Source organism: Amycolatopsis decaplanina DSM 44594, assembly GCF_000342005.1.
GTDB classification, from domain to species: Bacteria; Actinomycetota; Actinomycetes; order Mycobacteriales; family Pseudonocardiaceae; genus Amycolatopsis; species Amycolatopsis decaplanina.
Window position 1 is genome coordinate 244,358 of the sequence record NZ_AOHO01000071.1, and the last position, 20,104, is coordinate 264,461.

Annotated in this window: 21 protein-coding genes and 1 pseudogene; 7 read left to right on the forward strand and 15 right to left on the reverse strand. The window is 69.4% G+C overall.

Annotation, left to right across the window (positions count from 1 at the left end; genetic code table 11):
• Positions 1-26: 26 nt before the first annotated feature.
• On the forward strand, positions 27-335 hold the full coding sequence (locus tag H074_RS29430; protein WP_039923614.1) for an ArsR/SmtB family transcription factor: 309 nt from the start codon (positions 27-29) through the stop codon (positions 333-335).
• On the opposite strand, the gene H074_RS29435 is transcribed toward H074_RS29430, so the two are convergent.
• Positions 329-670, reverse strand: coding sequence for a winged helix-turn-helix transcriptional regulator (locus H074_RS29435; RefSeq protein ID WP_007033722.1), 342 nt, complete (start codon positions 668-670; stop codon positions 329-331). The two genes, H074_RS29430 and H074_RS29435, sit on opposite strands and share 7 nt — an antisense overlap.
• A gap of 102 nt (positions 671-772) precedes the next feature.
• On the opposite strand from H074_RS29435, the gene H074_RS29440 reads away from it, so the two are divergent.
• Positions 773-1,243, forward strand: coding sequence for a group II truncated hemoglobin (locus H074_RS29440; protein WP_007033723.1), 471 nt, complete (start codon positions 773-775; stop codon positions 1,241-1,243).
• 359 nt (positions 1,244-1,602) lie between these two features.
• Here the strand turns inward: H074_RS29440 and H074_RS29445 are convergent, their stop codons facing one another.
• Both H074_RS29445 and H074_RS29450 read right to left on the reverse strand, forming a co-directional pair.
• Complete coding sequence (locus H074_RS29445) at positions 1,603-3,117, reverse strand: amidohydrolase family protein (RefSeq protein WP_039923616.1); 1,515 nt, start codon at positions 3,115-3,117, stop codon at positions 1,603-1,605.
• A gap of 133 nt (positions 3,118-3,250) precedes the next feature.
• A complete protein-coding gene (locus H074_RS29450; RefSeq protein WP_007033725.1) occupies positions 3,251-4,276 on the reverse strand; it encodes a 6-phosphofructokinase in 1,026 nt (341 codons plus the stop codon).
• 284 nt (positions 4,277-4,560) lie between these two features.
• Here H074_RS29450 and H074_RS29455 point away from each other — a divergent pair, with 284 nt between their 5' ends.
• Positions 4,561-5,637, forward strand: a complete 1,077-nt coding sequence (locus H074_RS29455) for a 3-deoxy-7-phosphoheptulonate synthase (RefSeq protein ID WP_007033726.1) — start codon at positions 4,561-4,563, stop codon at positions 5,635-5,637.
• A gap of 65 nt (positions 5,638-5,702) precedes the next feature.
• Here the strand turns inward: H074_RS29455 and H074_RS29460 are convergent, their stop codons facing one another.
• The gene (locus tag H074_RS29460) at positions 5,703-6,188 is read right to left on the reverse strand and encodes a polyadenylate-specific 3'-exoribonuclease AS (protein WP_007033727.1); all 486 of its coding nucleotides are present in this window, start codon (positions 6,186-6,188) and stop codon (positions 5,703-5,705) included.
• A gap of 20 nt (positions 6,189-6,208) precedes the next feature.
• Positions 6,209-6,970 (reverse strand): lysophospholipid acyltransferase family protein, encoded by a 762-nt coding sequence (locus H074_RS29465; RefSeq protein ID WP_007033728.1) that lies wholly within the window; start codon positions 6,968-6,970, stop codon positions 6,209-6,211.
• 214 nt (positions 6,971-7,184) lie between these two features.
• On the opposite strand from H074_RS29465, the gene H074_RS29470 reads away from it, so the two are divergent.
• Genes H074_RS29470 through H074_RS29480 form a run of 3 tightly spaced genes read left to right on the forward strand, consistent with a single transcriptional unit; the run spans position 7,185 to position 9,618 of the window.
• On the forward strand, positions 7,185-7,955 hold the full coding sequence (locus tag H074_RS29470; RefSeq protein WP_007033729.1) for an alpha/beta hydrolase: 771 nt from the start codon (positions 7,185-7,187) through the stop codon (positions 7,953-7,955).
• On the forward strand, positions 7,952-8,455 hold the full coding sequence (locus H074_RS29475) for a hypothetical protein (RefSeq protein ID WP_007033730.1): 504 nt from the start codon (positions 7,952-7,954) through the stop codon (positions 8,453-8,455). Before H074_RS29470 ends, H074_RS29475 begins: the two co-directional genes overlap by 4 nt.
• A 20-nt stretch (positions 8,456-8,475) precedes the next feature.
• Positions 8,476-9,618 carry a glutamate--cysteine ligase gene (locus H074_RS29480; RefSeq protein ID WP_007033731.1) on the forward strand — a complete coding sequence of 381 codons (1,143 nt, stop codon included), beginning with the start codon at positions 8,476-8,478 and terminating at the stop codon, positions 9,616-9,618.
• A 15-nt stretch (positions 9,619-9,633) separates the two neighbouring features.
• Here the strand turns inward: H074_RS29480 and H074_RS29485 are convergent.
• From H074_RS29485 to H074_RS29515, 7 genes and pseudogenes are all read right to left on the reverse strand, one after another.
• Positions 9,634-10,217, reverse strand: a pseudogene (locus tag H074_RS29485) (NUDIX domain-containing protein); the annotation flags it as partial.
• Between the two features lie 5 nt (positions 10,218-10,222).
• Positions 10,223-11,182, reverse strand: coding sequence for an ROK family protein (locus H074_RS29490; RefSeq protein WP_039923619.1), 960 nt, complete (start codon positions 11,180-11,182; stop codon positions 10,223-10,225).
• A 16-nt stretch (positions 11,183-11,198) separates the two neighbouring features.
• Positions 11,199-11,636, reverse strand: a complete 438-nt coding sequence (locus H074_RS29495) for a hypothetical protein (protein ID WP_007033734.1) — start codon at positions 11,634-11,636, stop codon at positions 11,199-11,201.
• Positions 11,633-12,775, reverse strand: coding sequence for an ArsA family ATPase (locus H074_RS29500; RefSeq protein WP_007033735.1), 1,143 nt, complete (start codon positions 12,773-12,775; stop codon positions 11,633-11,635). Before H074_RS29500 ends, H074_RS29495 begins: the two co-directional genes overlap by 4 nt.
• 14 nt (positions 12,776-12,789) lie before the next feature.
• Positions 12,790-13,230 carry an SRPBCC family protein gene (locus H074_RS29505; protein WP_007033736.1) on the reverse strand — a complete coding sequence of 147 codons (441 nt, stop codon included), beginning with the start codon at positions 13,228-13,230 and terminating at the stop codon, positions 12,790-12,792.
• A gap of 139 nt (positions 13,231-13,369) precedes the next feature.
• Entirely contained in the window at positions 13,370-14,158 is a 789-nt protein-coding gene (locus tag H074_RS29510) for a metallophosphoesterase family protein (RefSeq protein WP_007033737.1), read from the reverse strand.
• Positions 14,159-14,172: 14 nt separating this feature from the next.
• On the reverse strand, positions 14,173-14,583 hold the full coding sequence (locus H074_RS29515; RefSeq protein WP_007033738.1) for a hypothetical protein: 411 nt from the start codon (positions 14,581-14,583) through the stop codon (positions 14,173-14,175).
• A gap of 126 nt (positions 14,584-14,709) precedes the next feature.
• On the opposite strand from H074_RS29515, the gene H074_RS29520 reads away from it, so the two are divergent.
• Positions 14,710-16,509 (forward strand): AMP-dependent synthetase/ligase, encoded by a 1,800-nt coding sequence (locus H074_RS29520; protein ID WP_007033739.1) that lies wholly within the window; start codon positions 14,710-14,712, stop codon positions 16,507-16,509.
• Positions 16,510-16,634: 125 nt separating this feature from the next.
• Here the strand turns inward: H074_RS29520 and H074_RS29525 are convergent, their stop codons facing one another.
• From H074_RS29525 to H074_RS29535, 3 genes are all read right to left on the reverse strand, one after another.
• Complete coding sequence (locus H074_RS29525) at positions 16,635-17,735, reverse strand: FAD-dependent oxidoreductase (protein WP_007033740.1); 1,101 nt, start codon at positions 17,733-17,735, stop codon at positions 16,635-16,637.
• A gap of 73 nt (positions 17,736-17,808) precedes the next feature.
• Positions 17,809-18,756, reverse strand: coding sequence for a ferritin-like domain-containing protein (locus tag H074_RS29530; protein ID WP_007033741.1), 948 nt, complete (start codon positions 18,754-18,756; stop codon positions 17,809-17,811).
• A gap of 87 nt (positions 18,757-18,843) precedes the next feature.
• The gene (locus H074_RS29535) at positions 18,844-20,088 is read right to left on the reverse strand and encodes an aspartate aminotransferase type Ic (RefSeq protein ID WP_007033742.1); all 1,245 of its coding nucleotides are present in this window, start codon (positions 20,086-20,088) and stop codon (positions 18,844-18,846) included.
• Positions 20,089-20,104 lie beyond the last annotated feature (16 nt).

The window sequence follows — 20,104 nt, forward strand, 5'->3', positions numbered from 1 at the left end:
TATGCCGCACCGGGCACATTTCCTGGATGATGCAGACTTTCGAGATCCTCGCCGAGCCGCGACGGAGGACCATCCTCGACCTCTTGCGCGACGGCGAAAAATCGGTCAACGAGTTGGTCGAGGTCCTCGAATTGAGCCAACCGGCCGTATCGAAGCACCTGCGCGTCCTACGCGAAGCGGGTCTGGTCACCGTCCGCGTCGCCGCCCAGCGCCGGTGCTACCGGCTCCGCCCGGAACCGCTCGCGGAGGTCGACGCCTGGCTCGCGCCGTACCGCCGGTTCTGGGAAGGACGGATCGACGCGCTCGAACGGCATCTCGGCGAAGACAGTCAGTGAATAGGTAACGGCTCGAACGTGATGTCGCGGTCGGCCGCGCGCCGCGTCCCCCAGTCGTAGAGCGCTTGGAGTGCGGGCCGTAACCGCTCCCCTTCCTCGGTGAGCCGGTACTCGACGTGCGGCACCCGCCCTTCGCGGCTCTCACGGAGCACGAGGCCGTCCGCCTCCAGTTCCCGCAGGTGCTGGGTCAGCATCTTCTCGCTGACGCCCGGCATCCGGCGCCGGAGTTCGCCGTACCGGTGCACCCCCTCCTTCAGATGCGAAAGGATCACCGGCTTCCACTTGCCGCCGATGACGTCGACCGCGAGTTCGACCGCGCAGTGGTACCGCTTCATCGCCACTCCCGTTGGCACGCACCGAAAAGTAAGCGGTTGCCGCCGGATGGGCGGTGGTGTTGCCTTGCCTGACCGGGGATCACCGCGCTGGGAGGACATTACGTGACCGAGACGCCGACGTTGTACGAATGGGCGGGCGGACTGGAAGCCCTGCGACGGCTGGCCACCGTCTTCTACGGGCACGTGCTGAAAGACCCGTTGCTGGAACCGGTCTTCCGCCACATGGATCCCGGCCACCCCGAGCACGTGGCGGTCTGGCTCGCCGAGGTGTTCGGCGGCCCGGAGACCTACAGCGGCGAGCACGGCGGCCACCGGCACATGGTCGGCAGGCATCTCGGCCGCGCCATCACCGAGGAGCAGCGCCGCCGCTGGGTGAACCTGCTCTTCGACGCCGCCGACGAAGCCGGGCTCCCGGCCGATCCCGAGTTCCGCTCCGCGTTCGCCGCGTATGTCGAATGGGGCAGCAGGCTGGCGGTGATGTTCTCGCAGCCCGGCCGCGAGGTCACCGTCCCCGAGCCGATGCCGAAGTGGGACTGGGGCAACCGCCCGCCCTGGCAGCCGCCGTCGGACTGAGCCCTGGGTCTCGTGAGTGGTTAGGACGGTTAGAACCGGCCGGTATTCGCCTACCTGCTGACCTGCGCGAAGTCGACGATCCCAACGGGTACCGGGACCGTTCATGAAGGAATTAGGACACTCAACGTCCCAATTCCTTCATAGACACGAGATGACCCCGTCCCGGACCATGATCAACGGAAGATCCGGGACACTCAACGTCCCCCATCCTCCGTTGATCAAGGCTCTGCCACCCAAACCCGGCGGCCGACACACCGCCCGCCCTGGCAGCCTCCGTCGGAGGACCCGTCTGAGCCCTGGGTCTCGTGAGTGGTTAGGACGGTTAGAACCGTCCTAACCACTCACGAGACGCGAGCAGCTCAGCAACAGCATCCCCGCCGGGCGAGGGACCGCACCCGGGCGCTCGTCGCCACCGGCCGGTTCGCGGCGGCCTCCGCGGCGTCGAGCATCCGCCGTCGCTCCGTCCTGTCGAGGACGCGGCCGCGGGTGATCACCGTGTCGATCTTCGCGACGTTGCGGATGTCGGCGGCCGGATTCGCGTCCAGCAGCACGAGGTCCGCCTCCTTCCCCACCGCGATCGTGCCCGATGTCCGTTCCCTGCCGAGGAACTTCGCCGCGTCGCCCGTGACGGTCTTCAGCGCCCGCACCGGCGAGAGCCCGGCCTCGACCAGGAAGGCGAGTTCCTCGTGCAGCCCGCTGCCGGGGAAGGTGTACGGATTGAGGCAGTCGGTGCCGCCGATGAGCCCGACGCCCGCTTCGTGCGCGACACCGACCAGCCGCAGCGTCTCCCGGTAATACCGCTCCTGCCGGGCGATGTCCGCCGGGGTCTTCGGCGCGAACCGTTCGATGCCCATGGCCCAGCTCTCGCGCACGTCGGCCGGTACGTACTTCAGCCGCGGGTCGTGCCTGTGGGTTTCGGCGGGCTGCGTGACGATCCGGTTGATCGTCAGCGTCGGCGAGTGCCAGGTGCCGTTGCGCCGCAGCCTCCCGAAGTAGGCCAGCGCCATGCCGGGGTCGTACGTGGTGACGGAGTCGAACTCCAGTCTCCGCGCCAGGTCGAAGAAGGCGCGCGGTGCCGCGGGATCGTAAGGCGTCACCTTCAACCTCGCGAGGATCTCGTCGCGCCGGGACGAGCAGTGGATGGACACCCCGAAGAAATGCTCGAAGCTGTGCTGACCGAGGTCGCTCGCCTGCAGGTGGGACAGCTTGTACGGCCAGTGCCCGGAGAACCGCAGGCCCTGGACGCGGGCTTCGTCCGCGACCGCGCGCACGACGTCGGGGCCGAGGTAGGAGTAGGTCTTGACGAACTCGGCACCCGCGGCCTTCTCCGCGCGGACCACGGCCCGCGCTTCGGCCTCCGTAGACGCCTGGAGCACCGGCGGGCCGAGGAGCGTGACCGGCCCGTCGACGATCCCGCTCGCCATCACGACACGCGGGCCGAGCAGCTCACCGCGTTCGATCTTGCCCTTCGTGGCGCGGTTTTCCGCGTACCCCCACATTTCGCGGACGCCCGTGACGCCGTGGGCCAGGTGCAGCGGCGGGACGATCTCTTCGAGGTCCGCACCGTGGGTGTGCATGTCCCACAGTCCCGGGATGAGGTACTTGCCGCGGCCGTCGATCACCCGCGCGCCACCGGTTTCCGGGACCTGACCGGAGCCGCCGACCCAGGCGATCCGGTCGCCGGCGAGTACGACCGAAACGTCGTGCCGCGGCGCCGAACCCGTGCCGTCGATCAGCGTGACGTGGGTGATGACGACGATCTCGCCGGTGTCCGCGGCGGCCGTGCCGGGCAGCGTCCCGGCGAGCGCCATCCCGGTCCCGCCGGCGGCCAGCCACCTCAGGAACTCGCGCCTGCTGGATCCCGCTCCCGCCATGAGCACCGCCGCCCTTCCACCCTGATCCCCCAGGTGGCCGATTCAACTCGCCGCGATGGTGGGGCCGCAAGGAAAGCGAAGGCCCCTTACCCGAGCTCAGCACAAAGTAAGGGGCCTTCTCCTGAAGCAGGGCTCAGCCGAAGAAGACCTCGGCCTCTTCGTACCGCTCGACCGGGACGGTCTTCAGTTCGGCGGTCGCCTCGGAGAGCTTGACGCGGACGATGTCCGTGCCGCGCAGCGCCACCATCACACCGAAGTCGCCGTCGGCCACGGCGTCGACGGCGTTGAGACCGAACCGGGTGGCGAGCACGCGGTCGTACGCCGTCGGGGTGCCGCCGCGCTGGACGTGCCCGAGCACGACCGCGCGGGACTCCTTGCCGGTGCGGGCGGCGATCTCGTCGGCCAGCCAGGTGCCGATGCCGCCGAGCCGGACGTGTCCGAAGGCGTCCTTCTCCCCGGTCAGCAGCTTCTCCTCGCCGCCCTCGGGCAGCGCGCCCTCGGCGACCACGATGATCGGCGCGTACTCCTTCTCGAAGCGGCGCTCCACCCACTCGACGACCTGGTCGACGCTGAAGTGCCGCTCCGGCACCAGGATCACGCTCGCGCCGCCGGCGAGACCGGAGTGCAGCGCGATCCAGCCCGCGTGCCGTCCCATCACCTCGACGACCAAGGCGCGGTGGTGCGACTCGGCCGTGGTGTGCAGCCGGTCGATGGCCTCGGTGGCGATCGAGACCGCCGTGTCGAAGCCGAAGGTGTAGTCGGTGGCGCCGAGGTCGTTGTCGATGGTCTTGGGCACCCCGACGACGCCGACGCCGTCGTCCGTGAGCCGCTTCGCGACGCCGAGGGTGTCCTCGCCGCCGATCGCGATCAGCGCGTCGACCTGCTGCTCGGCGAGCACGGCCTTGATCTTGTCGACCCCGCCGTCGACCTTGTACGGGTTGGTCCGCGACGAACGCAGGATCGTGCCGCCGCGGGTCAGGATGTCCTCGACGTCGTTCAGGCCGAGCGGGCGGCTGTCCCCGGTGAGGGGACCGTTCCAGCCGTTGCGGAACCCGACGATGTCCCAGCCGTGCACCTCGATGCCCTTGCGCACCACAGCGCGGATCACCGCGTTGAGCCCCGGGCAGTCGCCACCGCCGGTCAGCACACCGACACGCATCAGAAGCCTCCGTCTTTGTGTTCCGTAGAGATGACAGTCACATGTCCCGCCGCCAGCGTAGCGCCAGTTCTCTGGATCGGTGCAGGGCGGACCACCTCGGAAATCGGTCCATGAGACGGATGTGCTAACTTGGCCGCGTGCAGCGCTATTTCTGGTTTACGAAGCCGGCCCCGGGTGGGCACGGCGGCGTGAACCTGCGCTGAGCGTCCACCCCGAGCCGGAATCACACCGGCTCGGCGAGTTCCCGCGGGTCGGTATCCCTTTCGAAAGGAACCAGACCCGCGATGTCTCCCTCCGCTGACACCCTGATCGCCCTCGACGGGCACCGCACGGCGGCCATCGACCCGCTGCTGTCGCCCGCGATGCTGCGGCACGAACATCCGATGACGGCCGAAATAGCCGATACCGTCCTAGCCGGGCGGGCCTCGGCCGTCGACATCCTCGACGGCCGGGACGACCGGCTCCTCGTCGTCGTCGGCCCCTGCTCGGTGCACGACGCGGACGCCGCGCTCGACTACGCCCGCCGCCTCGCCGCCAAGGCCGAAGAGCACCGCCGTGACCTGCACATCGTCATGCGCGTCTACTTCGAGAAGCCGCGGACCACGCTCGGCTGGAAGGGGTTGATCAACGACCCCGGTCTCGACGGCACCTACGAGGTCAACCACGGCCTCCGGCTGGCGCGCAAACTGCTGCTCGACATCTCCTCGCTCGGCCTGCCGGTCGGCTGCGAATTCCTCGACCCGATCACCCCGCAGTTCATCTCCGACACCGTGACCTGGGGTTCCATCGGCGCGCGGACCGCGGCGAGCCAGGTGCACCGGCAGCTGTGCAGCGCGCTGTCGATGCCGGTGGGGATCAAGAACTCGACCGAAGGCGACGTCCAGGTCGCCGTCGACGCGACCCGCGCGGCCGGCGCGAGCCATGTCTTCGCGGGCATCAACCCCGACGGGCTCGCCGCGCTCATCACCACAGCGGGCAACGAGGACTGCCACGTGATCCTGCGCGGCAGCTCCGCGGGCCCGAACTACGACCCCGCGACGGTGGCCGACACGCTGGCTCGGCTGGCGAAGTCGGGACTGCCGGAACGCGTGATCATCGACGCGAGCCATGGCAACAGCGCGAAGGACCACATGCGGCAGGCTTCGGTCGTCCGCGAACTCGCGGGGCGGATCAGTGCCGGTGAACGTGGCATCGCGGGGCTGATGCTGGAGAGCTTCCTGGTGGCGGGGCGACAGGACCTGACGCTGGGCGACGCGGCCTCGCTGACCTACGGGCAGTCGATCACGGACGCCTGCCTGGGGTGGGACGCGACGGCCGAACTGCTGGACACCCTCGCCGAGGCCGTCGACTCGCGGCGGTGAGCGGTGGGTCTCGTGAGTGGTAAGGACGGTTCTAACCGTCCTTACCACTCACGAGAGGCCGGGGACTAGTGCTGCCAGTACGACTCGATGATCTGCCACCGCTGGTAGTTGTGCCGCGCGTCCGCCAGCGCGTCATGCTGGTCGTCCGGCGCCGCCGGGAGCTTCGGCTTGCCCGCGTCCTCCCAGCGTTGCCGCAGGTCACGCGTGAAACGCGGCAGCTGACGCGGCAGCGCGGGCATCGGCCCCCACAGCTGCGCCAGCGCGACGTGGTCGTAGGCGGCGAACCAGGCCCACAGTTCGATCCCGCCGGGCGGCTTGCCGAAGAACTCGAGCAGGTCCGTGCGGATCTTCTCGCGGCTGCGCCACGCCGGGTCGGCGGGCGACGGGAGTTTCGGGAGCACGTTGTCGCGGACCCAGGGGCCGGCCTTGCCGGGATCGAAATCGGTCGAAACCGCGTAGAACTCGCGGCCTCTTTCGTCCACGACACCGATCGACACCAGATCGATGGTCACGCCGTCCTCAATGAATTCGGTGTCGTAGAAAAAGCGCACCGGAGAACCCTAGTCGGGCCTCAGCCGACCTTGGTGTCCGGGATACGGGCGACGTCCTGGGCGGACGGCTGCGCGGGCACCTTGGGGCGAAGCCCCGCCTCTTCGGCGGCGAGCAGTTCCTTCGCCTTGGCGGCGTAGATGTCGACGTACTCCTGGCCGGAGAGCTCCATGAGCGCGTACATGATCTCGTCGGTGATGGACCGCTCGATGAACCGGTCGCCGGCGAGGCCCTCGTAGCGCGAGAAGTCGAGCGGCTTGCCGAAGCGGATCTCGAGGCGGCGCGGCCACCACATCTTCGAGCCGATCGGGTTCACCTTGTCGGTGCCGATCATGGCGACCGGGACCACGACGCCGCCGGACTCGAGCGCGATCCGCGCGACGCCGGTCTTGCCCTTGTACAGGCGGCCGTCCGGGGAGCGGGTGCCTTCGGGGTAGATGCCGAGGAGGTGTCCTTCGCGGACCAGCCGGGTCGCGGTGTCGAGCGCGGCCTGCGCGGCGTTGCCGCCGGAGCGGTCGATCGGGAACTGGCCGACGCCGGTGAAGAACCACTTCTTCAGCAGACCTTTGAAGCCTTTTTCGGTGAAGTACTCCGATTTGGCCGGGAAGGTCACCTTGCGCTTGACCCGCAGCGGCATGAAGAAGGAGTCGGCCACCGCGAGGTGGTTGCCCGCGAGGATCGCGCCACCGTCGTCGGGGATGTTCTCCGCGCCGACGACTTTGGTGGGCCACAGCGCCTTGAGCAGTGGCCCGATAAACACGTGTTTCATGAGCCAGTACAGCACTGCGAAAACTCCTCCTAGCAGCTCAGCCCCCGCGCCCGATGGTCAAGACTACGAATCGCGCACTCCAGGCACAACGAAGTCCACCCGGTTACCCGCGCCCAGCGACGGATCTCACACCCGATCCGGCCCGATTCCGGAGGTGGCCGGGGGCCCACAAGCCGCTCCGGTCGTGCGAACATAGTAAACCTACCCAGCTCTCACGGAAGGCGATCGCATGGCCGTCCTCGCCGGCGCGGAACCGTTCGCTCACACCGGTTCGACCGAAGCAGGGTTCCTGTTGTGCCACGGTTTCACCGGCACCCCCGCGAGTATGCGGCCCTGGGGCGACCATCTGGCCGAAGCCGGTTACACGGTGCGCTGCCCGCTGCTTCCCGGGCACGGGACCCGGTGGCAGGACATGAACCGGACAGGCTGGGAGGACTGGTACGGCGCGGTCCGCGAAGAGCTGCTGGCGCTCTTCTCGACCTGCGAGACGGTGTTCGTCGCCGGGATGTCGATGGGCGGGACACTGACGCTGCGGCTGGCCGAGGAGTTCGGCGACCGGATCGCCGGCATCGTGCTGGTCAACCCGTCGGTCCTGACGCTGCGGTGGGACGCCAAGCTGCTGCCCGTCCTGTCGAGGATCCTGCCCTCGGTGCCGGGCGTGGCCAACGACATCGCGAAGCCGGGCGAGACGGAGCTGGCCTATTCACGGACGCCCGTGCGCGCCGCGGCGAGCCTGGCGAAGCTGTGGAAGGTCACCCGCGCGGATCTGGGCAAGGTGATCCAGCCGGTGCTCCTGCTCCACTCGGCCGTCGACCACATCGTGGAGCCGGTCAACTCCCAGGTGATCCTGGAGGGGATCGGCAGCGACGACGTGACCGAGGTGGTGCTGGAGAACAGCTTCCACGTCGCCACCCAAGACCACGACGCGGGCCTGATCTTCACGCGTACGGTGGACTTCGCCCGGTCCGTGCGCCGGACAGGACAGGTGGACGCCGGATGAGCAGAGGCAAGGACGGGCCGGAGGACGTCGACGCGACGTTCGCCGAGATCGTGGCCGACCTCCGTGCGGAGGGCGTCGGTCTGTTCCCCGATGAGGACCTGGAGAAACCGGCCGGGAAAACGGCGGAGAAACCCGCCGAGAAGACACCGCGACCGGAGCCCTCGGACGCCGAACCCGAACCGGGCTGGCGAGGCGGCGGCACCAGCTGGGACAAGACCCTCTTCGAGGACGACCCCGCCGGGTCGAGCGAAGACGAGGGCCATTTCGTACCGCCCGAGCCGCCTCCGCTGCCGCGTCCGCGCAAGGGCGCGTTCATCGTCCTGCTGTTCTTCCTGCTCGGCCTGCTGCTCCTGATCGCGCCCAACCTGATCGGCATGGGCACCCGGCTCGGCACGCCGCTCGGCATCCTCGCCCTCGCGACCGCGATCGCCCTGCTTCTGCTGCGGGTGCGTCAGGGGCCGCCGCCCGGCGCGGATCCGAACAACGGCGCCCAGGTCTGATCTACCGGACAATTCGGAAGATGAAGATCGACTTCACTCCCTCGCGCCGGTCGACGGTCGGCGCGGAATGGGAACTCGCCCTCGTCGACCGGCGGACCGGCGAGCTCTCGTCGGTCGCGGAACAGGTGCTCGAAGCCGTCCGTCCCGACGGCGAGGAGGACCACCCGAAGATCAAGCAGGAGCTGCTGCTCAACACCATCGAGGTGATCAGCGGGATCTGCGACACGATCGCCGAGGTCAAGGCCGATCTGAACGAGTCGCTGGACGTCGTGCATTCGGTGCTCGACCCGCTGGGTGTCGAACTGTTCTCGGCCGGGTCGCATCCGTTCTCGACGTGGTACCAGCAAAAGGTCACCGACAAGGAGCGCTACGCCAAGCTCATCGACCGCACCCAGTGGTGGGGACGGCAGATGCTGATCTACGGCGTCCACGTGCACGTCGGCCTCGACCACCGCGACAAGGCCCTGCCGATCCTGGACGCCCTGCTCAGGTACGCGCCGCACCTGCAAGCGCTCTCGGCGTCTTCGCCGTACTGGGGCGCGGAGGACACCGGGTACGCCTCGAACCGCGCGTTGATGTTCCAGCAGCTGCCGACGGCCGGGCTGCCGTTCCAGTTCCGGAAGTGGACCGAGCTGGAGAGCTACGTCGACGACATGTTCACCACGGGCGTGATCGACCACTTCTCCGAGATCCGCTGGGACATCCGGCCCGCTCCGCATTTCGGGACGATCGAGATGCGGGTGTGCGACGGGCTGCCGACGCTGGAGGAGGTCGGCGCGATCTCCGCGCTGACCCAATGCCTGGTCGACGACTTCAGCGCGCGCCTCGACGACGGCGAGATCCTGCCGACACTGCCGCCGTGGCACGTCCAGGAGAACAAGTGGCGCGCGGCGCGCTACGGCGTCGACGCGATCGTCATCCTCGACGCGGCGGGCAATGAGCGGCTCGTCACCGACGACACCTACGACCTGCTGGACCGGCTCGAACCGGTGGCCCGGAGACTGGGCTGCGCCGACGAACTGCGGTCGGTGGAGACGATCCTGTCCTATGGGCCCAGCTACCTGCGTCAGCGCGCGGTGGCGAAGCAGTACAACGGCAGCCTTCGCGCCGTCGTCGCTTCGCTCATCGCAGAGATGCGGGACGGGAAGATCGCGCGCCCCTGACCCGCAATTCGGCACCTAATTGCGGTCGAGGTGCCCCAGGAGCGTGCCGGGGCCGAAGGTCGAAGCGCCCAACGCCTCGACACGGGAACGCAGCTCGCGGTCGGCGGTCACCACGACGACGTGGTCGTCCGGACCGGCCGCCCGGGCCTCCCTGGCCACGGCCACGATCTTGTCGTCGCCTTCGCCCTCCGCCTCGACGACCTCGACGCCGGGCACCGTCGCGACTCCCCGTGCCTTGCCCTCGACGACCAGCACGACCTCCGGCCACCACGACCATTCGCCGCCGCCGGGGAGCGCCGGATCGGCGAGCCCGGTCCCGGCCAGGGCCGCGAGCTCGTCCCGCAACCGTTCCGCGGCGCCGCGCCGGTCGCGCCACCAACCATCCGGCCTCGATCCGACGACGTTCGCGCCGTCGACCACCAGTACCAGCCTGCGATCCAAGTGTTCCCTCAATCCCGGCCAAGCCACCGCGAAGTCGCGGTGCGGCCGGAAGTCCGCTCGGCCTCCTCGTGCGCCTCGCGGGTGGCGGCCTCACGCGGGCTCTCCCCCGCCTCGACGGCGCCCCCGGGCAGCGCCCAGGTGCGTCCATGGTGGCCCCACGGCTTCAGCCTGTCACACCGACCTCGGCGCCGGGAGCCTTCGCCGCGTCGACGGCGAGTGCGGCGGCGCCGACGATCGCCGAATCGTCGCCGTGGTGCGCGGCCCGGATCCGCGCCAGCGGGCGGTGCCCGGCGCCGGTGATCTTGTCCGCGTAGCGTTCGCGTGCCTCGTCGAGGAACAGCGGAGCCGATTCGGACACCCCGCCGCCGATGACGATGATCTCGGGATCGAAGACGTCGGCGACCAGCGCCAGGCCCTCGGCCAGCCACTTCGCCAGTTCGGTCATCGCGCGCTGGGCGATCGGGTCGCCGTCCCGGGCGGCACCCGCGACCCGGCGGCCGGTGACCGAGCCGGGGTCTCCCCTGGTCTCGCGCGCCAGCACGGTCGAGCGGCCGGGATGCCGCGCGAGCAGTTCCACCGCCGTCGCGGCCAGCGCCGTCCCGCTGCAGTACCGCTCCCAGCAGCCGTACTTCCCGCACGGGCAGGGCCTGCCGCCCGGGACGACCGTGAGGTGCCCGAGTTCCGGTGCGACACCGTACGCGCCCCGGTAGATCTTGCCGTCGAGCAGGAGTCCAGCGCCGATCCCGGTGCCGAGGGCGATCAGCGCGGCGACATGAGCGCCACGAGCGGCCCCGAAGCGGTACTCGCCGACCGCGGCGGCGTTCACGTCGTGCTCCAGGGTCACCGGCAGGCCGACCCGCTTCTCGATGCGCTCGGCGACCGGCGCGGCACGCCAGGACAGATGCGGCGCGAACATCACCGTCCGCCGGTCCTTCGCGACGAACCCGGCGACCGCGAGCCCGACACCCGACACGTCGTGCCGGTTGCGGAGGTCTTCGACGACCCCGGCGATGGCGTCTTCGAGCGCGTCCTCGCCGCTGGGAGTCCCGACCCTGGCGGTGTCCATCAGCGAGCCGTGCTCGTCCACCACGCCGGCGCGCACACTTGTGCCCCCGACGTCCACCCCTACCGTCAGCAACTCAGTTCTCCCGGTCCGGCTGCCAGGCGTCGCGCCTGGTCACCGTGATGTGCTGGACCCTCGAAGCTCCCACCGGCGCATCTTCCCGCGCGGGCTCCTTCCGCGCAGGCTGGAACCCGGGCATGTGCACCCCGCCCTCGGGCTCCCAGCGATCGGCGAGCACCGCCCGCAGCAGCGCGACGAGCTGCGCGGCCTGCTCCATCAGGCGTGCGACGAACTCGGGCCGCTCCCCTCGGAACACCCCGACGATCGCGCAGAGCGGGCACCAGCCGCCGTCGGCGTCGTGGCCGGCATCGTGGTGGCCGACACAGCCGTGCCCGGCGGAGATCAATCCCTCCAGCCACGGCGCGGCGTGCTCGACGACCAATTCGACCAGCAGGCGGATCTCTTCGGCCAGTTCGAGGCCGTCGGCCCGCGTGTGTTCGCTGTACTCGCTCACCCGGGTCCCCGGTTCCCGGCCAGGTTCACGACCAGGCCGTGCGCGTCGGATTCCGCACCGGTGATCCGGCACGGGCGCAACATCTCCGGCAGCGCGATCAGCCGCCGGAAACCGTCCACGGTGACGGCGAGATCATCGTCCACTCTGGCCAGATCCACTTCGGAATCACGGTGCAACGGCACGGCGATCCGCAGCTCGTAGCCACCGTCCGATTCGGACACCTGTAAGAGCGGGGTGACACCTTTTTCGTTGCCCGCCAAGGGATCCAGTCCCCGGTAGAGCTCGTACGCGATTTCCTGCAACGCCTCGAGCCCCACCGGCTCGACGGCACGATACTCGACGGGCTTCACCTGTCCGGGCCCGAAGCCCGCGTCGGCGAGTTCGGCGAGGACGGCGTTCTGCTGCGCGCGCCGGGTCCGCATCCACGAGGCCGCGGCGCCGCGCCAGAAGCCGGGCGCGGGCATCAGCCGGTTGACGATCAGGCCGTCGACTCCGATCCCGCGCAAGGCCAGGGAACTGAGCGTGCGGCGGGCTTCGGCGACGACGACACGTTCCGGTGTCAGCACGAGCCGCACGGTGGTGGTGGCCGGATCGGTCAGCAGGGTGCGCAGCGACTCCAGATGAGCGCCGAGCCGCCGGACGGCGGCCGCTGTCCGGCGCGCGCCCGGTTTGAACATCCTCGACAGGTAGCCCGAGACGGCTTCGGGCAAGGCCAGCAGGCGCAGCGTTTCCGCGGTCGGCCCGCAGTCGACGACGACCGTCTCCCAGGGACCGTGTTCGGCGAGGCGCTGGACCTCGGTGAGGGCGAGGAGTTCGTCGACGCCGGGCACCACGGTGAGCTCTTCGGCGTCGAGCGAGTCGAGGCCCGCGCCCGCGAGCGCGGTCTGCAGTTCCTGCCGGAGTTCGCGCCAGGTGCTGTCCACGAGGCCACGGGTGTCGATCTGGGCGGCGTGCAGAAGCGTGTCTACTTCGGACGGTTCGCCGCCGAGTGCGCGGCCGAAGGCGTCACCGAGCGAATGCGCGGGGTCGGTCGAGACCACGAGCGTCTTCCTGCCCCGCCCGGCCAGTGCCGCCGCCGTCGCCGCGGCGAGCGTGGTCTTGCCGACACCCCCCTTGCCGGTGAACAGCAGGATCCGCATGCCTACCTTTCGACTCAGGACGTTTCAGCGCGCTTCTTGAGCTCCTTGAGCGCGGTGTCCATGACCATCTTCTCGGCCTTGCGGCGCAGCAGCCCGATCATCGGCAGCGCCAGCTCGACGGACAGCGTATACGTCACCTTGGTGCGGCCGGCGCCCAGCGCTTCGAGGGCGTAGCGGCCGTTCTGGGCCTTCTGCATCTGCCCCTTGACCAAGTGCCAGCTGACTCCGTGGCCGTCGGCGTCCCAGTCGTACTCCAGGGTGTAGACGTCCTTGATGGGTCCGGCGTCGAGGGTGAGTTTCACCTGCTTGGCGCGCCCGTCGGCGTCCTCGCCGAGCACCTCGGTCTCCCGGACGGCCTTGGCCCATTCCGGGTACGCGGGAAAGTCGGCGATGACGGCCATGACCCGCTCGGGCTCGGCGTCGACCTCGATGGATTGCGTGGACTGCTCGGCCATGGAGTGAAGCCTAGAGCGTGTCGTGCGGTTCCTGGGCGGGCGGGTGACCACACGCGCGCGTTTCTTTTCGCCGAAGGCCCGGATTCGAGGAGGCAGGCCGCCGATCGGCGTAGGGCGAGCATCGTGGCGGAGCCGAGGGTCACCAGCGCAGCACGTACGGCTGTGCCGTCTCTTTGAAGTGACCGACGTTACGGCATTCGGTCCTGCCGAGCCTCGCCCGCGTGGCCAGTGGCTGGTGGACGTGCCCGAAGACCGACCAGCGCGGCCGCTGCTCGTGGATGAGGTCCACCAGCGCCGCGGACCCGATCTCGGACCGCCGCGCGATCACGTCGTAGGTCAGTTCCGGGAGGGCGGGCGGGATGTGGGTGCACAGGACGTCGATGTCCTCCAGCCCGCCGACCGCGACGTCGTACTCCTCGCGGGTGCGCAGGTACGGCCGCCAGAAGCCGTTGCGGCGCGGGACCACGTTCGGCGGGAGCAGCGCACCGCCGATGAACCCGAAGCGCAGGCCGCCGAACTCGGCGACCTCGCCGTCGAGGACGGTGATGCCGTCGCCGGCGAACTCGGGCCACAGCGAGGGGTCGTCGACGTTGCCTGGGGTCGCGAACGTCGGCGCGGTCAGCGCGCCGAACAGGACCGAGTACTGGTGGAGGATCGCCTCGCCGACGGCACCGGCGGGATCGGCCAGAGTGGCCCACAACGATCGGGAGAAGGCAACGGTCTCATCACGAGTGCCCTCACGCCGCAGCCGCGCGAACTCGCCGACCTTCTCGGCGCCGAACAGCGCGCCCATGATGCCCTTGTCGTGCTCGCGGTAGTCGACGAAGTCCAGCAGGTCGCCCAGCACGATCAGCGCGTCGGCGCCGTCGCCGGCGCGTTTGAGCGCGTCGGCGTTGCCGTGGACGTCCGACACCACGTGAACCCGCATGTTCTCCCCCGTGCTCAGTCGGCCCGCGGGCCGACTCCGGGCTCGCGCCCGTCCTCCAGGACCTCCTTGAGCCCGAGCGCGATCGCCTTGGCGGCGCGGGCGCGGCGGTCGAACTCGCGGCGCAGCTCCCGAGGCGCCAGACCGAGCGGCTCCCCGTCGGGACCGGCGGGAGTGGCGCGCAGGAAGTAGTGCAGCAAGGTGCCGTCGAGCACCGGCTCGAGCCAGACCTCCATGGTACCGATCAAGGCACCGCGCACGGTCCAGCGCAATCCTTCGTCACCGCGGTCGGTGTAGACCTCGAGAACGAGGTCCGGCCAGTAACGTGACCAAGATCGCGGATCGGCGAAGGCGGCGGCCACGGTGGAGGGCGGGACCACGAGGAAGGTCTCGTCGACGATGTCGAGAGCTGGCGGCGCCTGGTTCACACGCGGCAGAATGTCATGCCCTCGGTATGGCCGATTCGCCAGCATGGTCTTAAGGTGCACGGCACGCTAAGTTGACTGGCGGGTAACACCGGTCACACCACTTGCACGCGAACACGGAGGTTCCTCGTGCGCGAATTCAGCGCCCCCGCCGCCAATCCGGTGACCGACGACGAGAATCTCGCCGACGTCGTCTGGGCGAACGCCGAGCGGTTCTCCGATGTCGTGAGTTTCCGACGCCAGGTCGACGGTACCTGGCTGGACGTCACCGCCAAAGACTTCGCCGCCCAGGTTCTCGCCGTGGCCAAGGGAATGGCACAAGCGGGCATCGCTCCGGGCGACCGGGTCGGGCTCATGTCCAAGACCCGCTACGAATGGACCCTGATCGACTTCGCGATCTGGGCCGCGGGCGCGGTCACCGTCCCGATCTACGACACCTCCTCGGCCGAGCAGGTCCACTGGATCCTCTCGGACTCGGCCGCGAAGGCCGTGTTCGTCGAGACCGACGACCACCTCGCGACGCTGGAATCCGTCAAGGGACGCCTCGACGCGCTCGAACACACCTGGCAGATCGAGTCCGCCGACGCGCCCGCCGTCGACCAGCTCACCAAGCAGGGCGCAGGGCTCAGCGACGACGACCTGCACGAGCGCCGCCGCACGGTGAAGGCCGGCGACCTGGCCACGATCGTGTACACCTCGGGCACGACCGGCCGTCCCAAGGGCGTCGAGCTGACCCACCGGAACCTCCTCGCCGAGATCCGCGCCGACATCGCCGCGTTCCCGCAGCTGATGGAGCAGGGCAACTCGCTGCTGGTGTTCCTGCCGCTCGCGCACGTCCTCGCCCGCGCCATCGCGGTGACCGCGCTCAGCGCGCGCGTGACCCTCGGGCACACCTCGGACGTCAAGAACCTCGTCGCCGACCTCGGCACCTTCCGGCCGACCTTCGTCGTCGCCGTGCCGCGGGTTTTCGAGAAGGTCTACAACGGCGCGAAGCAGAAGGCCCACGGTGACGGCAAGGGCAAGATCTTCGACGCCGCCGAAGCCACCGCGGTCGCCTACAGCCAGGCTCAGGACAATGGCGGCGCCGGACTGGGCCTCAAGGTCAAGCACGCGCTGTTCGACAAGCTGGTCTTCACCAAGCTGCGCGCGGCCCTCGGTGGCCGGTGCATCGCCGCGGTGTCCGGCGGTGCCCCGCTCGGCGTGCGGCTGGCGCATTTCTTCCGCGGCATCGGCGTCCCGGTGTTCGAAGGCTACGGCCTGACCGAGACGTCCGCGGCGGCCTGTGTCGGCACCCAGGACGGGTTCCGCGTCGGCACCGTGGGACGCCCGGTCGCCGGCACCTCGGTCCGGATCGCCGACGACGGCGAGATCCTGCTGAAGGGCGACGTCGTGTTCGGCGGCTACTTCAACAACGCCGAAGCGACCGCCGAAGCGCTGGAAGACGGCTGGTTCCACACCGGCGACCTCGGCGAGTTGGACGGCGACGGGTTCCTCAAGATCACCGGGCGCAAGAAGGAGATCATCGTCACTGCGGGCGGCAAGAACGTCGCCCCGTCCGGGCTCGAAGACACCATCAAGGCCAGCCCCCTGGTCAGCCAGGCGATGGTCGTCGGCGACCAGCGGCCGTTCATCGGCGCGCTGATCACCATCGACGAGGAGTACTTCCCGTCGTGGAAGTCGCAGCACGGCAAGCCTTCCGACGCCTCCGTGTCCGACCTGGCCGACGACGCCGAACTGCGCGCCGAAATCCAGGCGGCCGTGGATCAGGCCAACAGCGCGGTGTCGCAGGCCGAGGCCATCAAGAAGTTCACGATCCTCTCGAAGGACTTCACCGAGGCCGGCGGGGAGATCACACCGAGCCTGAAGCTGAAGCGCAACATCGTGAACAAGAACTACGCGACCGACATCGAGGCTCTGTACAAGAAGTAGCTCGTCGGTACCTGACGAGGGCCGGCGGCGGTGAGGCGCCGGCCCGGTGGGTCGTGAGTGGTAAGTGGTGTTCTAACGCGACTTACCACTCACGAGTGTGGCTCATCACCGCCGCAAGCAGGTGACTAATTGCGGGGGATGGTCGCGTCCCACTCGATGTGGTGCTGGTACAGCCAGTTTCGTCCCTCGTCGGACGTCGTCCCCGACGACACCGCCGCGCTGCTGGCCACCAGCTTCTCCACCCGAGCCCGCCGCAGTCGCTCGTAGGCCGCGAAAGCCGTTGGCGCGTCAGGAAGATCCCGCAGGCACTGTGCCAGCACGACGCTGTCCTCCAGCGCCATCGACGCTCCCTGCCCCGCGGCGGGCGAGGCCGCGTGCGCCGCGTCGCCCACGAGCACCATCGACGCGTTGAACCACACCGGCGTCGAAGGAACGTCGTAGGAATGACCGCCGAACACGTCGTCCCCCGTCGACTGGATGATTTCCGCGGCAGGCAACGGTTCCCCGTCGAAAGCGGCGAAAGCCGCAGAGCGCCATTCGGCCGGCGACAGACCGGAGCGCACTCCTTCGGCCGTGGGAAGGCGCGCGAACCAGTACGTCGAGCCGTCGGGGGTGCTCGTGTAGCCGAAGAAAGCGTGCAGGCTCTGGATCATCCGATAGAGGGAGGGCGCCTGCGGGATGCTTGTGTCGGTCGTGTAGCCGTAGACGACGTCGAGACCCGTCGAGCGCGGAGGTGGGCAGGCCGGGTCGATGATGGTCCGGACGACCGATCGCAGGCCGTCGGCGCCGATCAGGATGTCGCCCTCGGCGAAGGTCCCGTCCTCGAAGCGAGCGATCCCCCGCGAGGCGGAAACCAGCCGTTTCCCGCGCTCGAAGCCGATCCCGCGCGAGATCGCCTCCTCCTGCAGCGCCCGGTAAAGCGACGCCCGCGTCAAGGTGCGCGGTCCGGCGAGACCGTCGATGTCGAAGGAACGACGTTCGACGGTCCGTCCGTCCGGCGTCACGAGTTCCAGCCCGACCGCGGCGAAGGAGTTCTCGATCACCGGTCCGTCGGCATCGATCGCGCGCAGGGCGTCCATGCCGTTGTGCATGATCGTCAGGAACGCGCCCACGTCCTCGCCGCCGGACGGGTACGCCTCGTGGACGCTCGCTTCGATCCCGGCCCGCCGCAACGCCATCGCGGTCACCGTGCCCGAAATACCGCCACCGATGATCACAGCCTTCACCGCGGACCCCCTCCTCGTGTCGCCGTCACCCGACCGTACCGGGAAACGGCGACACGACAGAGTGGTCAGCGGGTCACGCGCCGCCGCTGGCGACGATGTCGCCGTTGACCCCCTTGGGGAAGAACCCGCCCTCCTTCACCGGGCCCGGGTTCAGGTAGACGACGTTCAGCACCCGGTCGGCGCCGCGGCCGAAGCAGATGCCGTTGTTGTCGGTGGGCACGATATTGGCCTGGTTGCCGAGCAGGATGCCCTGGTCGTCGTCACCGGGACCGTCGAGGGCGTCGCGCGCGTTGGAGATCTTGGCCGCCGCGTCGCCGAGGTCCCGGTCGAACAGCGAGGTCCGGATCGTGGCGGCGTGGTAGGCCTCGGCGGCCAGGATGCCGGCGGCCGCGTCCAGGAACGTCTTGTTGGTGATCAGCGGGGCGGCGCCCTTGTAGGCCGTCACGCCGACGTCCTCGAACAGGAACGCCGCCAGCAGGAAGTTCTTCTCATTGGCGAACGGGTCGAACTGCTGGTATCCGCTGATCAGCCCGGCCGCCTTGGCCGCGGCGGTGAAGCTGTCCTTGAGGTCGATCTCGGGCCGCGACACCGCGGCCTTGCCCAGGGCGCCGCGCAGGAACTTGACGTGCGCGATCTCGTCGCCCGCGATCTCCTTCGCGAACTGGTGCAGTGCCTTGTCGTGGAACATCACCTTCTTGCCGCCGACGACCCCGCCCTGGGTGCCGGCACCACCGGTGAGGTCGTCCGGCAGCCCGCGGCCGTGGACGGCGAAGGAGTAGAACTCGGCTTCGAGGTACTCCAGGTTGAGCGCGAAGTTGAGCACGGCCGCGTCGCTGGGGGCGCCCGCGGCGGCAGCGGCGTCACCCGTGGCCGAAGCGGACGAAGTGGCCTGCACCCCGAGGTAGGTCGCGCCGACGACACCGAGCCCCGCCGCGCCGGCGGCCTTCAGGAACCGGCGGCGATCCGTGCGGTTCTCGGCGCTGCGCGAGATCAGGGTACGAACGAAGGGCTTTCCGAACACGAGTGGTTCCTCTCGTCTTTGCGGTGCACACCCACCCACTCGGACGTTCGGAACCACCCGTGACCCGGATTGGAGAAGATCTCGATTTTATTTCTTCGTCGCCGCGGCAAGGCGAACGCAGACCGCGAGACCGCGGATGGCCTCTTCGACCTCGGCCAGCTCGGGGTACGTCGGCGCGATGCGGATGACCGCGTCTTCCGGGTCGTCACCGTACGGGTGGGTCGCGCCGGCCGGGGTCAGGGCGATGCCCGCCTCCTTGGCCAGCCGCACGACCTCCTTGGCGGTTCCGGACGGGACGGTCAGCGAGATGAAGTACCCGCCGGTCGGCTTGGTCCAGGACGCGAGGCCCGATTCGCCCAGTTCCTTGGTGAGGATCTCGTCGACGGCCGCGAACTTCGGCCCGATGAGCTCGGCGTGCTTGCGCATGTGCTCGCGGACGCCGTCCTCGTCGCGCAGGAACAGCGCGTGGCGGAGCTGGTTGACCTTGTCCGGGCCGATGGTCCGCTTGCCGATGAGGCCGGTCCACCAGGCCAGGTTCGCCTCGGAGGCGCCGAAGAAGCCGACACCGCCACCCGCGTAGGTGACCTTCGAGGTGGAGCCGAAGACGAACACGCGGTCGGCGTTGCCCGCCTCGGTGGCCAGCGCGAGCAGATCGGCCAAGTGCGCCTCGTCCTCGGTGAGGTGGTGCACGGCGTAGGCGTTGTCCCAGAAGATCCGGAAGTCCGGGGCGGCCGTGGTCATCGTGGCCAGGCGGCGCACGGTGTCGTCGCTGTAGGTGACGCCGGTCGGGTTGCTGTACTTCGGCACGCACCAGATGCCCTTGACCGCGGCGTCTTCGGCGACGAGGCGCTCGACGACCTCCATGTCCGGGCCGGTCTCGGTGAGCGGCACCTGGATCAGCTCGATCCCGAAGCGTTCGGCCAGCGCGAAGTGCCGGTCGTAGCCCGGGACCGGGCACAGGAACTTGACGCTCGGCTCGTCGGCCCAGCGGCGTTCGGCGCCCGGGAGCTTGCTGAGGAAGGCCTGCACGATCGAGTCGTGCATGAGCTCCAGGCTGGAGTTGCCCGCGGCCAGCAGCTGCTCGGCCGGGACCTGCAGCGGCCCGGCGAAGATGCGGCGGAGCTCGGGCAGGCCCTTGAGGCCGCCGTAGTTGCGGACGTCCGTGCCGTCTTCCGCCTTGCGCACGTCTCCGGGGAGGGCGAGCAGCCCGTCGGCGAGGTCCAGCTGGCGGGGGGACGGCTTGCCGCGGGTGATGTCCAGGGAGAGGCCACGGTCGACGAGGGCCGCGTAGTCGCGGCGGGCGCTCTCGACATCGACAGGTGCAGTGGTCATGCCTAACGCTAAACCC

Bases quoted from the DNA above. Each gene is read 5' to 3' on its own strand.
- H074_RS29475 (WP_007033730.1), top strand. From the start codon at position 7,952: ATGAGCAGAGGCAAGGACGGGCCGGAGGACGTCGACGCGACGTTCGCC.
- H074_RS29535 (WP_007033742.1), bottom strand. From the start codon at position 20,088: ATGACCACTGCACCTGTCGATGTCGAGAGCGCCCGCCGCGACTACGCG.
- H074_RS29505 (WP_007033736.1), bottom strand. From the start codon at position 13,230: ATGGCCGAGCAGTCCACGCAATCCATCGAGGTCGACGCCGAGCCCGAG.
- H074_RS29430 (WP_039923614.1), top strand. From the start codon at position 27: ATGATGCAGACTTTCGAGATCCTCGCCGAGCCGCGACGGAGGACCATC.
- H074_RS29480 (WP_007033731.1), top strand. From the start codon at position 8,476: ATGAAGATCGACTTCACTCCCTCGCGCCGGTCGACGGTCGGCGCGGAA.
- H074_RS29510 (WP_007033737.1), bottom strand. From the start codon at position 14,158: ATGCGGGTTCACGTGGTGTCGGACGTCCACGGCAACGCCGACGCGCTC.
- H074_RS29500 (WP_007033735.1), bottom strand. From the start codon at position 12,775: ATGCGGATCCTGCTGTTCACCGGCAAGGGGGGTGTCGGCAAGACCACG.
- H074_RS29435 (WP_007033722.1), bottom strand. From the start codon at position 670: ATGAAGCGGTACCACTGCGCGGTCGAACTCGCGGTCGACGTCATCGGC.
- H074_RS29470 (WP_007033729.1), top strand. From the start codon at position 7,185: ATGGCCGTCCTCGCCGGCGCGGAACCGTTCGCTCACACCGGTTCGACC.
- H074_RS29445 (WP_039923616.1), bottom strand. From the start codon at position 3,117: ATGGCGGGAGCGGGATCCAGCAGGCGCGAGTTCCTGAGGTGGCTGGCC.
- H074_RS29455 (WP_007033726.1), top strand. From the start codon at position 4,561: ATGTCTCCCTCCGCTGACACCCTGATCGCCCTCGACGGGCACCGCACG.
- H074_RS29450 (WP_007033725.1), bottom strand. From the start codon at position 4,276: ATGCGTGTCGGTGTGCTGACCGGCGGTGGCGACTGCCCGGGGCTCAAC.